Raw genomic sequence first — 13,580 nt, forward strand, 5'->3', positions numbered from 1 at the left:
CCGGCGCGGCGCCCCCGCGGGGGGGGCGCGGGGCCCGCCGCGGGGGCGCGCGGCCGGCCCCGCGCCCCCCCGCGCGGGGCCGCCCCCCCCGGCGGGCGGGGGGGGGGGGCCGCCGGAGGGGGGATCCGGCGGCGTCGGGGGCGCTCGTCAGAGCGCGCTGCCGAAGGGCAGGTAGTCGGTGTCGTAACCGAAGTAGCGCGGGCCCGCGAGGGCGAGGCCGCCCTCGGAGGTCCAGCGGGGGTCGCAGGGGGCGGCCAGGACGGTGACCCGCAGCCCGTAGCGCAGGCCCTCGGTGGTGACCGGGTCGCCGGTCTCGCCGTCGAGGACGCAGATCAGGTCGGGCGTGGTGGCGACGGTGACGCCGTCGCGGGTGGCGAGCAGGTGCTCGTTCTGGAAGCCGAGTTCGAGTACGCGGCCGGTGTCGTCGCCGGTGCCCTCCAGGACGGCCCGGCCGCGGGCGAAGCCGCCCTCGGTGCGGCGGGAGACGTCGGTGACCTTGCCGGTGAGCAGGCGTATGCCGTCCAGCAGGGCGGTGGCGGCGGCGACCGGGTCCTCGTGCGCGGCGCGGGCCTCGCGGACGGCGGCGCCGAGCCGTTCGGCCAGGGTGAGGGTCGCGGGCACCAGGCCGGCGGCGAGCTGGTCGCCCCGCAGCACGGTGTCGGCGCAGGAGATCTGGCAGCCCAGTTCCACGCAGACGGCGCGGGCGATGCGTTCGGCGGCGTGGTTGGAGACGGCGTCCACGACGATGGTGTTGCCTTTGTCGTCGGCGAGCGCCATCGGGGTGTTGGTGACGCCGATCAGGCCGGGGAGCACCATCTGCGCCTCGGGGAAGGCGCGGCCCATGGCGTCGCCGTCGACGAGCGGCAGCCCGGCCTGCGCGGCGCAGGCGATGGGCAGCATGGAGTTGACGCCGCCGATCTCGATGGGCACCAGGTGGGTGGCCTTTTGCCCGAGGTGCTTCTCCAGGGCGCGCAGGGCGGTGAGTTCCTCGCGGCCGTTGGGGACGCGTTCCAGCAGCACGGTGGGGGCGCCCATGCCGGAGACGGGGACGACGAGGGCATCGGCGGGCACCTCGTCGATGCCGACGACGGTGACGGGGCCGTGGGCGCGGATCGCCTCGCGGGCCAGCAGCTTGCCGATGTAGGGGTCGCCGCCGCCGCCGGTGCCGAGGATGCCGGCGCCGCGGGCGATGTCGTCCAGGTTGTCGAGGGTGATCTCACGCATGGGTGGGGGCTCCGGTGGTCGCGGCGTGCTGGATGCGGGTGAGGTCGAGGTCGCCGACGGCCTTGACGCGGATGCGGGTGGCGCCGCCGGGCAGGTAGGCCAGCGGCACCTCCTCGATGTCGACGATGCGGACGGTGCCGTCCTTGGCGCCCGCGTCCAGGGCGCGGCCGGTGGCCTCCTCGCGGGCCTCGGCCAGGACGGCCTCGCGGCGGCCCTCGGGGACGTGGAAGACGCGGTCGACCTCGCCGCCGACCTGGGCGATGGCGGCGCCGACGGCGTTGGCGACGCCGAAGTGGGCGGGGCGGCGGACGTCGTCGAAGCCGGGCAGGGCCTCGGGGACGAGGATGGAGCCGCCGCCGACGGCGACCACCGGCAGCGGGGCGGCGGAGGTGCGCATCCGGTCGACGGTCTCGGCGAGCCGCTCGGCGATCCGGGCCAGGGCGCGCTCGGCGAAGGCGCGGTCGAGGTGGGCGACGCGGTCCCGGTCGCCGACCTCGGCGCGGCCGGCGGCGACGGCGAGGTCGGTGGCGGTGAGGGTGGGGCCGCCGAAGACGAGGGCCTCCTCGGTGAGGCGGTAGCCGACGGAGCGGGGCCCGGTCTCGCCGTCCTGCGCGACCAGGGAGCCGCCGCCGATGCCGAGGGAGAGGACGTCGGGGATGCGGAAGTTGGTGCGGATGCCGGCCGCCTCGGACTCGCCGGCCGCCTCGCGGGGGAAGCCGCCGGCGAGGATGCCGACGTCGGCGGTGGTGCCGCCGACGTCGACGACGGCGCAGTCGGCGAGCCCGGAGAGGAAGGCGGCGCCGCGCATGGAGTTGGTGGGCCCGGAGGCGAAGGTGGCGACCGGGTAGGTGCGGGCGTAGGCGACGTCCATCAGGGTGCCGTCGTTCTGGGAGAGGAAGAACGGGGCGGTGATCGACGCCTCGGCCAGGGCCTTGCCGAAGGACTCCACGATGTGGTCGGCCAGGTCGCGCAGGGCGGCGTTGACGATGGTGGCGTTCTCGCGGGCGAGCAGGCCGACCCGGCCGATCTCGTGGGAGAGGGAGAAGCGGACGTCGGGGCCGAGTTCGGCGGCGAGGATCTCGGCGGCGCGCCGCTCGTCCTCCTCGGCGACCGGGGAGAAGACGGAGGAGATCGCGACGGAGGTCAGGCCGCGGGCGGCGATGTCGGCGGCGGTGCGGCGCAGTTCGTCCGGGTCGAGCGGGGAGAGCGGCCGGCCGTCGAACTCCCGTCCGCCGTGGCAGAGGTAGGCGTGGCCGCCGACGGCGGCGCGCTGCCGCTCGGGCCAGTCCGTCATCGGCGGGAGCGCGGCGGTGGCGGGCAGGCCGAGGCGGACGGCGGCGACCGGGGCGAGCCGGGCTCCCTCGATCAGCGCGTTGAGGAAGTGGGTGGTGCCGATCATCACCGCGGTGATCTGGTCGGTGGGCGGGTCCAGGGCGCGGATCGCGGCGCCGACACCGGAGGTGACGTCGGCGGTGGTGGGCGACTTGGCGGCGGCGAGGACGCGGTCGTCGTCCGCGAGGAGCGCGGCGTCGGTGTTGGTTCCGCCGACGTCGATGCCGATGCGCATGGGCGTTCCTTCGTGGGTGTGCGGGGTGGGGGGCCGGGAGCCGGGGCGGCGAAGGGGGAGAGTGCCGCCCCGGCGGCTCGGGTCCGGCGCGGTGGCCGGAGGGTGGCTCGCTCTCTCAGACGGCGGCCGGGGCGGTGGCCGTTGCGCCCTCGGCCTCGATCTGGGCGGCGGGGCGGGCCGGCTGGGCGGTGGGCAGTTCGCCGGCGGCGCGGACCAGGCCGAGGCGGCCGAGGACGACGTATCCGGCACCCGCCACGAGCAGGGAATTGAGGGCGGGCACGCCCCACCACTGGTAGTGGTCGCAGAGCCAGCCGAAGGCGGCGGAGACCAGCCACAGGACGAGGGTGGCGGGCACCCAGGCCGGTTCGGTCTCGGGGAGCCGGCCGCGGGCGCGGGACTCCTCTAGCTGTGGCCGCCACCGCTTCACCAGGAAGTACTCGGCGACCATGATCCCGGCGACGGGCGGGGTGAGGACGCCCAGGACGGTGAGGAAGGTGGTGAACCCGTCCAGGATGCCCGCGGCGGCGGCAGCGGAGCCCAGCACGCCGAGGGCGACGGTGACGGCGACCCGGTTGAGGCGCAGGTGGAGCAGTGCCTCGGCGGCGTTGACCAGGCCCAGGGTGGCGGAGTACAGGTTCCAGTTGTTGATCTTGACGGTGGCGGAGACCAGGACGATGACGCCGATCACGCCGGAGGAGGAGGTGATGATGGCGATCAGGTCGGAGGACTTCACGGCGTAGGCGAGCAGCACTCCGGCGAGGCCGAGGACGTACTCGCCCAGCGAGATGCCGACGACGGTCTGCTTGACCACGTCGGCGGCGCTGCGGTTGAAGCGGGTCATGTCCGGGGTGACGAGCGCGCCCGCGATGTAGGAGCCGGCCACGATGGTGGCGCCGGTGGCGACGGAGAGGTGGTCGCCGAACGGCTGCCCGTGGACCAGGTCGGTCATGTCGTGGCGGGAGAACTCCACGCCCATCGCCCAGCCGGCCAGGCCCAGGAAGGCGGGGACGGTGACGAACGCGGTCCAGCCCATGGCCTTGAAGCCGCGCAGGACGAGGGCGGTGACGCCCAGTCCGCAGATCAGGCACCAGGCCCACATCGGTATCCCGCCGGCCAGCGAGTGCAGTCCGGCGGCGAAGACCGCGGTCTGCACGCCGAACCAGCCGAACAGGGAGACGGCGATGACCAGGCCGATGAGGCTGGCGCCGTAGCGGCCGAAGCCGGTCCAGCGGACCAGCATCGAGGTGGACAGGCCCTCCCGCATGCCGGCGATGCCGACGAAGATACAGACGACCTCCAGGATCACCGAGCCGAGGGTGAACGCCCAGAAGGCGCCCCAGAAGGAGAGGCCGGCGCCCAGGGTGGCGCCGAGCAGGAACTGGGTCAGGTCGGACAGCTGTCCGAAGCGCTGCACGGCGACGCCGAACCAGGAGTGGCGTGCCGCGCGCGGCACTCTCTCCAGGGGGTATTCCTCGTCGGTGCGGGCCTCGGCGGTGTCCGGGGAGACCGGCGGTGTGGCCATGGGTCCTCGCTACGGGGTTGCGGTGCGCGGCGGCTCGGGGGCGGGCCGCCGCAAGGGGGAGGGACGGAAAGAGAAGGTGGGGACGGGACGGCCCGGGGCCGGTCAGAGCGGAAGCGGGGGTCCCGCGGCCCGCGCCCGGATCAGCACCGCGCCGGGCAGGTACGGGACGGGCAGGTCGGGTTCGAGCACGGTGCGCAGCCGTTTCGGGTCGGCCCCGGCGCGGACTGCGCCGGCGCGGGCGAGGTCCAGGACCTCGGCGCGGGCGGCCTCGGTGGGGACCGCGCCGGGGCGGACGATCCGCTCGTGGTGCCCGCCGACCGGGCTGGCCGCCGCGCCGAAGGCACCGGCCACCGCCCCGTGGGCGGGCCGTACGACGTCGAAGCCGGGCAGGTCGGGTACGGCGTCCGCGCCGCCGCCGACCAGGACCAGCGGGAAGCGGCCGGCGCCCGGGCGCATCCGGTCGGCGGCCTCGGCCAGGTCGCGGTGGGCGGCGGCGTCCACCGTGATCAGGTCGGGGAAGCGCAGGTTGACGGGGACGCCGCCGATGCGTTCGGTGGTGCCGGAGACCTGCGGGTAACCGCCGGACAGGGTGCCGACGCGGGCGCGGCGGGCGCCGATGTCGGCGACCACGGCGTCCTCGGTGCCGGCCAGCAGCCCGGCGCCGCGCAGGGTGCAGGCGGGGCCGGAGCCGAGGCTGAGGCCGGGCTGGCGGCGCAGGTAGTCCAAGGTCATGAGGGTGCCGTCGTGCCGGGTGACGAACACGGCGGCGCCGGGTGCCAGTCCGAGTCCGGGCAGCGCCTCCTCCACGCGGCGGGCGATGCCGTCGACCAGGGAGCTGAGGGCGGCGTCCAGGACGGTGGCGTTCTCCCGGTGGAGCAGGCCGAGGGGGCCGACCTCGCCGGAGAGCAGGACGGGCACGTCGGTGCGGGCGCGCAGGATCTCGGCGGCCTCGCGTTCCTGGCTGCCGTCGGCGGGCGCGAAGACGGCGCTGACCGCGAAGGCGTCGGCCTGCCCGGCGAGCCGGTCGCCGAAGCGGGCGACCGCGTCGCGGTCCAGGGGCACGGTGTCGCCGGGGCCGAGGCCGCCGCCGCCCGCCACCTCGGCGACCCCGGCCAGCACCGTCTCCCGCAGGTCGGCGGGCCAGCCGTACAGGGGCCGTACGGCGTCGGCGGTGCCGATCCGCAGGACGCCGACCCGGCCCAGGCCGCGCCGGGCGGCGACCGCGCGGGCGGCGGCGCGCAGGCCGAGCGCCACCTGGCCGACCCGGGCGCGGGCGGCGGCGGGCACGGCGTGGACGGCGGCCAGGAAGGAGGCGACCGGGTCGCCGCTCGCGGAGGGCACCTTGGCGGTGGCGGCCACGCGGCCGTCGTCGAGCAGCACCGCGTCGGTGCTGGTGGAGCCGATGTCGATGCCGAGGATCACCGGGCGCCTCCGGGGTGCGCGGCGGCCGGGCGGGCCAGCCCGGCCAGCCCGAACGCGGCCGGTCCGGCGAGGGCGAGCCCGGCCGGGGTGTACCAGGCGGGCGCGCCGGGCAGGACGTGCAGCGCCACCCGGAGCCCGTAGCGGGTCTCCTCCACGGGCAGCGCCCAGCCGGTGCGGCTGTCGACGAGGGAGATCACGTCGGGCACCAGGGCCCGGCAGGCGCCGTCCTCCACGACGGCGAGGAACTCGCTGCGGGCCTCGATGCGCAGCAGCCGCCCGTCGTCGTCACCGGTCCCCTCCAGCAGCAGCCGGGTGGTCTCGCCCTCCCGGCGCAGGTCGGCGATCTTGCCGGTGAGCAGCGGCGCGGGCACGTCGCCGCGGCCCAGGGCGAGGGCGCGGGTGACGGAGCCGGGGACGGCGTGCGCGGCGGCCTGGGCCGCGGTGAGCGGGTAGTCGCTGGAGGCGGCGCGCCCGCCGAGGGCGTCGACGACGCCGCGGGCCAGGAGCTCCAGGCGGGCGCCGTCGATGTGGTCCAGGACGGCGGTGTGGCCGTGCTCGTCGGCGAGGACGGCGGGGCTGGGGCGCAGCCCGGCCAGTTCCAGCACGTTCTGGTCCATCCGCGGGAAGGCCCGGCCCATGGTGTCGGCGTCCAGCAGCGGCAGCCGCAGCCGGGCGGCCCAGGCGAGCGCGGCGGGCCCGTTGAGGCCGCCGATCTCGCTGCTCAGGACGGCGGCGACGGGCCGGCCGTGGAGCTGTTCGACCCGGTCGCGCAGGCGGGCCGGCTCGTCCCGGCCGCCGATCCGCTCGGCGGCCACCGCCGGGGAGCCGATCAGGCTGAACGGCATCACCAGCGCGTCGCCCGGCAGGTCGCCGGGGTCGGCGATCCGTACGGGACCGCACTCCTCGAGGGCCTGGCCGGCGACGGGCAGGGTCACGGAGACGGGGCCGCCGCCTCCCGAGCCGAGGAGGGCGCAGCCCCGGGCGAAGGCGGTGAGGTCCGGGGCGTCGATGTGCATGGAAAGCACCTTAGGGAGCGGTCCGCCCGCTTCCCGTGCCCGGCAGCACACGGTTCACCTCGTGGATGTGCCGACGGCACACTGGGGTCATGGTTCTTCTCGCCGATCTGCTCTCCGCGCCGGGTCTGCGTGGCGTACGTCACCTGGCGGGTCCCCTGGACGCCCTGCCGGTGACGGGCGCCCGGCTGGAGACCCGCCGCGAACGGCTCGCCCAGGCGCCCGCCGGTTCCGTCGTCGTCCTCACCGCCCCGGTGCCCGGCTCCCTCCTGGACGTCGCCCTGCGCGAGGCCGCGGCGGCGGGCGCGGCGGCCGTCGTCCTGACCGAGGCGGAGGGCGGTGCGCGGGCGGACGCGCGCACGGACGCGGGCGTGGACCCCGAGGGGGCCGCGCCGCTGCCGGTGACCGTGCGGGCGCTGGCGCAGCGGGGGCGGGTGGCGCTGCTGGCGGCCGGGGGCGATCTGGCGGCGCTGGTGGTGGCGGTGGAGCGGGCGGTGGCCGGGGACGCGGCCGACGCGCTGGCCCGGGTGGCCGAGGCGGCGGACGGGCTGCCCGGTGCGGCGGGCGATCCGGTGCGGGCGGCCCGGGTGGCCGCGCGGGCGCTGGGCGTCCCGGTCGAGGTCCGGGCGGCCGGTCCGGGCGAGGCGGGAGCCTCGGCGGCGGGCCCGGACGGCGAGGTGCGGCTGGCCGCCCCGCTGTGCCGCGGGCACGCCGGTGAGGCGGTGCGGTCGGTGCTGGCGATGGCGGCGCTCGCCGCGGCGGGCGGCGGCCGGGGGGACGTACCGGTGCGCTCCCGCGGCCGGCTGCTGGCGGAGATCCTGGTGGCGCCCCGGGAGCGGACCGCCCGGCTGGCCGCCCGCGGCCGGGCCCTGGGCCTGCCGGTGGACGGCCACCACGTCGCGCTGCGCTTCGAGACGGGCGCGCCCGGCGAGAGCTACCAGGTGCTAGAACCGGTCATGTCGGAGGCCCTCACCCTGCTGCGGGACTGGTCGGCCGGGACCGGCGACCCGTCCGCCGCCCCGGGGGCGGAGACCGGGGCCGTGCGCTGGAACGCCGCCCTCGCCGACGAGGCCCTGGTCCTGCTGGCCACCTGGCCGGCCGAGCCGGGCTCCGAGGAGCGCCGGCGGCTCGGCGAGGACGTGCGCCGGCTGACCGCCCGGCTGGAACGCGGCCACCCGGCGGACCTGCGCTGCGGGGTCGGCGGCGCCCACCGCGGGGTCCTCGGGGTCCGGACCAGCGCCCGGGAGGCGGCGGCGGCGCTGCGGCGGGAGGCGGACGCGCCGGTGGTGGTGCACGACGCGGCGGGCCTGGACCGGATGCTGACGGAGTGGTACGTGTCCGACTCGGCCCGGGAGGCGGTCGGCGAGCTCCTCGCCCCCGTGCTGGCCCTGGGCCCGCACCGGGCGGAGCCGCTGGTGCGCACCCTCCAGGCGTACCTGGACCACAACAACTCCCCCGCCCGCGCCGCCGAGGCGCTGCACCTGCACCGCAACGCCGTCGGCGCCCGCATCCGCCGGGTGGTGGAGCTGACCGGCGCCGACCTGGCCGACCCGGAGGTCCGCCTGGCCCTCCAGCTCGCCTGCCGCGCCGTCCTGGCCGGCACCGCCGCCCCGCCGGACGTCTCCCGGCCCTGACTCCGCCCGGGTGGAGCGGGCGGGGTCAGGGCCGGGAGACGCCGGGAAAAGGCGGGGCGTTCCGGTCCGGCCCTCGACCGGGCAGGGCCGGAACGCCCCGTGGCGTCCGCGAGGTCAGCGCACCGGGTAGGCGCGGACCACGGTCTGCTGCACCGCCGAGCCGTCGGCGGCCTTCGCGGTGACCCGCAGGGAGACGTACTGGCCGGAGGCCGCGCTCTGGTCGAGCACCGCCGTCCACGCGCCGCCCTCACCCGTCACCGGGGCGCTCTTCCAGGCGGAGGCGAGGTCGGAGACGGTCTGCTGCCGCCCGACGGCGTACTCGACCCGGACGTCCGTCAGGTCGGCCTTGCCGCCGCCCTGCCGGTCCGCGGAGACCTTCAGGGCGAAGTCCGCGGCCGCGGGCGCGGTGTTGGAACGGTCCAGGGCGGCGTCGTAGGCGGGGAAGAGCACCGGCAGCCGGCCCTGCTGCGCGGCCGAGGTGCGGAAGGTCCACACCGTGCGGCTGCCCGCGCTGCCCGTCCAGCCCGGGTAGAACTGCAGGTAGCGCGCGACGTCCTGGGTGTACACGACGGTGGTGGGGTCCTCGGGGAGGGTGTACTTCCCGCCGTTCGCCGGGATCACCGCCTCCCCGTCGGCGGTCAGGTACGCCGACTTCGCGTCGTACCGCCCCGACAGGCCGTCGTGGCCGGCCGCGTCGCCCCAGCTCGGGACGGCGAAGGTCAGGTCGTTCCCCGTGCGGACGGCGGCGTTCTCCAGGCCGGTGCCGCTCTTCGGGGCGACCGGGCGCAGGATGCCCTGGTACCAGGTGGTCTCGGCGGTCTGGCCCGGCCGGTAGGCGAACGGACCGTCGAACAGGTGCTCGGAGTTGGGGATGCCGCTGGAGGCGCGCTGGGTCCACCGCACGGAGTCGTCGGCCGTGAAGTACTCGGTCCGGGCGAGCGGGGCCGCGACGGGGTGCTCGTCGACGCCGGTCTGCACCGACGTGCCCCAGTCCGCGACCCGCGCGAAGACGGCGTCGGCGCGCATCCCGCCGGTGATGCCGTACCAGTCGGAGCGGACCGTGGCCAGGTCCCGGTCGCGGGCGGTGAGGTCGTGGACGCGGATGCGGCCGGTGCCGGCCTGCGAGAGGTTGTAGACGTACGGGGCGGCGGCGAGCGCCGTGCCGTGCCAGGAGGCGGTGGCCGGCGCGCCGTGGGCGAGACGGTCCCGCAGGGCGGCGAAGTCGGAGGTCTCCAGCTGGACGATCGGCACGCCGAGGGCGCCCGTGGGGTAGTCCCAGCGGCCCGGGTGGTCCGGGTAGCCGAGGACGACGCCGGCCGCGCCGGCCTTCTTCGCGTCCCGGGCGATGTAGTCGTTGGGGGTCTGCGGACGGCTGGAGACCACGGCGACCTTGCCCTCGACGTCCGCGTCCGCCAGCTTGCCGGCGTCGCCGACGTCGACCAGCTCCGCCGAGCCGGTGCCGTCGAACTCGGCGCGGGTGGTGGCCGGTTCGTAGGCGACCCGCTCGCCCGCGAGGGTCAGCTCGGCGCGCGGCGCGTAGGCGCGGACCTGGGTGGCGTAGGAGAAGCCGCCGGTCCGGGCGGCGTCGGATTCCTCCTGGTACAGCTCGTGGACGAAGTCCGGCACGTTCAGGTACGTGGCGACGCCGAGGCGGCCCTCGCCGCCCCAGGTGCGGGTGTAGCCGGTGGTGTAGCCGCGGACCTCGGAGGGCTGGTCGGTGTGGACGGAGACCTTCTTCGCGCGGCGGGCGTCGAAGGTGACCGTGGTGTCCTCGTCGAAGGCGGCCTCGGGGCGGGCGTGGAAGGAGACCGAGGAGACCAGGCCGGTGTCGTCGGCCAGGTCGCGGGTGGCGACGAACGCGGTGAGCGCGTACGACCCGGCGGGCACCCGGATCGTGAGGTCGGAGCCGCCGAAGGAGTACCGCTGCACGGTGTCGCGGTCCAGCGAGATCACGTCGATCCCGGAGGGGGAGGCGGCGGGGGTGCCGAAGCGGTCCAGCGCCCGCAGGGTCAGGGTGACGGTCTTCGGCTCCAGCCACAGGGAGACGGGGGCGACGACCCGGCTGCCGTCCCCGCCCCGGGCGGTGGCGGTGATGCGGCCGGTGAACAGGCCGTAGGCGGCGTCGGAGGGTTCCTTGCGCGGGTCGGGGTCGGCGGTCACCGGGACGGTGGCGCTGCCGTGGGCGGGCACGGTCACCGTGCGGGCGCCCAGTTCGGCGGTGCCCTTCGGAGCCCTGCTGCCGTCGTCGCCGCGCAGGTCCAGCTCCAGCCGGTAGGTGCGGGCGCGGTCGCCGGAGTTGGTCAGGGTCACCTCGGTGGTGCGCGGTTCCTGCCCGGTGTGCGGCCAGTCGTAGGAGCCCAGGTCCGTGGTGCCGGGGCCGGTGACCGGCTGGTCGACGGCGCGGGCGATGTCGAGCGGGCCGGCGCCCTGCTCGGTGACGGGGGCGTCGGTGTCTCCCGCCGCGGACATCAGGGTGCGCTTCATCCGGTCCGGCGTCAGGTCCGGTGCGGCCTGGGCGAGGATCGCCGCGGCGCCCGCGACGTGCGGGGTCGCCATCGACGTACCGGACATGGTGACGTACGCGCGGTCGCCGCGTCCGCCCGCGCGGGCCGCGACCACGTCGACGCCGGGGGCGGAGAGGTCGGGCTTGGCCTCGTGGCCGCCGACGGCCGGGCCGCGGCTGGAGAAGGGCGCGGTGGTGCCGTCGCGGTCGGCGGCGGCCACCGTCAGCGCCTCGGGGGCGCAGCCGGGCGTGGACACGGTGCCGCGGGCGCCCGCGTTGCCGGCCGCGATGACGAACAGGGCGCGGCCGGAAAGGGCCTTGACGGCGTCGACGGACGGTCCCTGGCAGGCGGTGCCGCCGTCGCTGCCGAGCGACATGGACACCACCTTCGCGCCCTGGTCGACGGCCCACTGCATGCCGGCGATGATCCAGGAGTCCTGGCCGTAGCCGTCGTCGCCCAGCACCTTGCCGATCAGCAGGTCGGCGCCGGGGGCCTCGCCGGTGTAGCGGCCGTCGCCGGCCGCGCCGGAGCCGGCCGCGGTGGAGGCGGTGTGGGTGCCGTGGCCCTGGCGGTCCCCGGTGTCGCCGCTGGTGGTGAAGTTCCTGGCGGCGACGACCCGTCCGGCGAGGTCCGGGTGGCCGGAGTCGTAACCGGTGTCCAGGACGGCGAGCTTCACGCCTTTGCCGTCCAGTCCCTTCTTCCAGACGGCGGGAGCGCCGGTGAGGGGGACCGTGGCGGAGGGGAGCTGCGCGGAAGAGGCGTCCGCGGCGCCGGCCGTGTCCGCGGTGGCCTTGACCCGGGCGTCCAGCCACAGCCGCGTGCGCCGCTCGCCGGCGGACCGGGCGCCGGACGCCGGCCCGGTGAGTGCCTTCCACGCCTTGGCCGCGTCGGCCTTGCGCACGTCGAGGGCGGCGCCGCCGACGGCGGGCAGCGCGAGGCGCTGCCGGGTGCCGGGGGGTGCGGCCGTGCGGGCGGCGCTCTTGGTGCCGTAGGAGGCGATGACCGGCAGCGTGTCCGACGACGCGTCGCCGTACCCGTCCCGCAGGAGCAGACCGACGTCGAACAGCCGCTGGTCGACGGTGCCGTCGGAGACCAGCGGGAGGGCGTCCTCGGGGATCACGTACAGGGAGTCGCCGTCCTCCCGGACGGTGACGACGCCGCGCCGGCCGTCGGCCTGCTCCAGTGAGACCGACCGGTGGCCGTCGGCGCCGGTGCGTATCAGCGCGCGGTCGCCGGTGACGAGCGTGACGGCGGTGGTGGTGCCGCCTGCTGACGGCCCGTCGGCGGCCGGGGCCGCGAAGGCGGTCGCGGCGGGCGCGAGGCCCATGAGCAGCGCTCCCGCGGCGGTCAGCGCCGCGGTGCGCTTGGGGGGACGATGGTGTCTCACCTGATGATCCCTTGTCTGTGACTGCCCTGGTGATCTGCCCTGGTGGGCCGACCTGGCGGCACGGAGTGAACGCGGAATGAATAACCTCACTTTGCGCGAGATCCGGCCGTACCGATGCGTCACCCGGATGTCAGAAGCACGCCATGGCGGAAAGACGACACCGGAGGAGCAGATGCTGGACGAACTCGGGCTCACCGCCGAGGAGGAGCGGGTGTACCGCGCGCTGGTCGCGCAGCCCGACGCCCCCGTGGACGGTCTCGGGCTCCCCGCCGACGAGGCCGCCGCCCTGCTCGACGGCCTCGCCGGCCGCGGCCTGGTGACCCGCTCCCCGTCCGGCGACCGGTACCGGGTCGTCGACCCGGGGCTCGCCCTCATGGCCGAACTCCTGTCCCGCCGCGACCGGTTGCGCCGCACCGAGCTCGCCGTCGCCGAACTGGCCGCCCAGCACCAGGCCGCCACCCGCAGCCGGGTGGCCCAGGGGCTGGTGGAACTCGTGGAGGGGCCGCGGGAGATCGCCAGCCGCTTCGCCCAGCTCCAGCTGGGCGCCCGCCGCTGCATCGACTCCTTCGTCACCGGCGGGAACCGGGTCGTCTCCCACGACGAGAACCGCAGCGAGCCGGTGGCGCTGGACCGCGGCGTGCGGATCCGGGCCGTCGTCGACGCGGACTTCCTCCGTCAGCCGGGGGGAGCGGAGGCCGTCGAACGTTCCCTCGCGGACGGCGTGGACATACGCGTCGTCGACCAGGTGCCCATGAAGCTGGTCGTCACCGACCGGGACGTCGCGATGGTCCCGGTCGACACGGGCGACCGGGCCACGCTCCTCCTGCACGGGCCCCTGGTGTCGCTGGCCCTGGCCCTCTTCGAGACGGTCTGGCAGCGCGCCCGCCCCTACCACCAGGGCGAGGAGGGCGTGAACCCGCTGGAGACCCGGCTGCTCCACCTGATGCTCGCGGGCCTGACCGACGAGGCCGTCGCCCACCAGCTGCAGCTGTCCACCCGCAGCGTCCAGCGCCGCATCCGCGCCCTGATGGACCGCGCGGGGGTGGCCACGCGGATCCAGCTGGGCTGGCACGCCCGGCACCATGGGTGGGCGTAGGGCTGTCGTCGCACTCCCGTCTGCCGCGCAACGGAAGTTCGACGACAGGCCCTGGCGGCGGGCCGCCCGCGCGGCGCGTCCGGGCCCCGGGTTCCGGGCGTCCGGGGATTGCCGGACGTCCGGAACCCCGGGGGTGGGGGGAACCCGAGCGCGGGGTGGGCGCACCCGCGGCGGGGGGGGGGCGGTGGGGGTGGGGGGGGCCCCCCCCGGG

The 13,580-nt window shown here is 76.7% G+C and carries 8 protein-coding genes; 2 read left to right on the top strand and 6 right to left on the bottom strand.

Features of this window, described 5'->3' with window-relative positions; translation table 11 throughout:
• Positions 1–147: 147 nt before the first annotated feature.
• The 5 genes from ABZ340_RS35395 to ABZ340_RS35415 form a co-directional block, all read right to left on the bottom strand.
• Positions 148–1,224 (bottom strand): DUF917 domain-containing protein, encoded by a 1,077-nt coding sequence (locus ABZ340_RS35395; protein ID WP_358786000.1) that lies wholly within the window; start codon positions 1,222–1,224, stop codon positions 148–150.
• Positions 1,217–2,791 carry a hydantoinase/oxoprolinase family protein gene (locus ABZ340_RS35400; protein ID WP_358786001.1) on the bottom strand — a complete coding sequence of 525 codons (1,575 nt, stop codon included), beginning with the start codon at positions 2,789–2,791 and terminating at the stop codon, positions 1,217–1,219. The genes ABZ340_RS35395 and ABZ340_RS35400 overlap by 8 nt, the downstream gene beginning before the upstream one ends.
• A gap of 115 nt (positions 2,792–2,906) precedes the next feature.
• Complete coding sequence (locus ABZ340_RS35405) at positions 2,907–4,313, bottom strand: cytosine permease (RefSeq protein WP_358786002.1); 1,407 nt, start codon at positions 4,311–4,313, stop codon at positions 2,907–2,909.
• 102 nt (positions 4,314–4,415) lie between these two features.
• A complete protein-coding gene (locus ABZ340_RS35410; RefSeq protein ID WP_358786003.1) occupies positions 4,416–5,735 on the bottom strand; it encodes a hydantoinase/oxoprolinase N-terminal domain-containing protein in 1,320 nt (439 codons plus the stop codon).
• A complete protein-coding gene (locus ABZ340_RS35415; protein WP_358786004.1) occupies positions 5,732–6,751 on the bottom strand; it encodes a DUF917 domain-containing protein in 1,020 nt (339 codons plus the stop codon). The genes ABZ340_RS35410 and ABZ340_RS35415 overlap by 4 nt, the downstream gene beginning before the upstream one ends.
• 89 nt (positions 6,752–6,840) lie before the next feature.
• On the opposite strand from ABZ340_RS35415, the gene ABZ340_RS35420 reads away from it, so the two are divergent.
• Complete coding sequence (locus ABZ340_RS35420; RefSeq protein WP_358786005.1) at positions 6,841–8,382, top strand: helix-turn-helix domain-containing protein; 1,542 nt, start codon at positions 6,841–6,843, stop codon at positions 8,380–8,382.
• A gap of 114 nt (positions 8,383–8,496) precedes the next feature.
• On the opposite strand, the gene ABZ340_RS35425 is transcribed toward ABZ340_RS35420, so the two are convergent.
• Positions 8,497–12,273: a S8 family serine peptidase gene (locus tag ABZ340_RS35425; protein ID WP_358786006.1), complete on the bottom strand. Its 3,777-nt coding sequence runs from the start codon at positions 12,271–12,273 to the stop codon at positions 8,497–8,499.
• Positions 12,274–12,445: 172 nt separating this feature from the next.
• Here ABZ340_RS35425 and ABZ340_RS35430 point away from each other — a divergent pair, with 172 nt between their 5' ends.
• Complete coding sequence (locus ABZ340_RS35430) at positions 12,446–13,369, top strand: hypothetical protein (RefSeq protein ID WP_358786007.1); 924 nt, start codon at positions 12,446–12,448, stop codon at positions 13,367–13,369.
• Positions 13,370–13,580 lie beyond the last annotated feature (211 nt).

It is taken from the genome of Streptomyces sp. NPDC006134 (genome assembly GCF_040628835.1).
GTDB lineage: Bacteria > Actinomycetota > Actinomycetes > Streptomycetales > Streptomycetaceae > Streptomyces.

Bases quoted from the DNA above. Each gene is read 5' to 3' on its own strand.
- ABZ340_RS35405 (WP_358786002.1), bottom strand. From the start codon at position 4,313: ATGGCCACACCGCCGGTCTCCCCGGACACCGCCGAGGCCCGCACCGAC.
- ABZ340_RS35395 (WP_358786000.1), bottom strand. From the start codon at position 1,224: ATGCGTGAGATCACCCTCGACAACCTGGACGACATCGCCCGCGGCGCC.
- ABZ340_RS35430 (WP_358786007.1), top strand. From the start codon at position 12,446: ATGCTGGACGAACTCGGGCTCACCGCCGAGGAGGAGCGGGTGTACCGC.
- ABZ340_RS35400 (WP_358786001.1), bottom strand. From the start codon at position 2,791: ATGCGCATCGGCATCGACGTCGGCGGAACCAACACCGACGCCGCGCTC.
- ABZ340_RS35420 (WP_358786005.1), top strand. From the start codon at position 6,841: ATGGTTCTTCTCGCCGATCTGCTCTCCGCGCCGGGTCTGCGTGGCGTA.
- ABZ340_RS35415 (WP_358786004.1), bottom strand. From the start codon at position 6,751: ATGCACATCGACGCCCCGGACCTCACCGCCTTCGCCCGGGGCTGCGCC.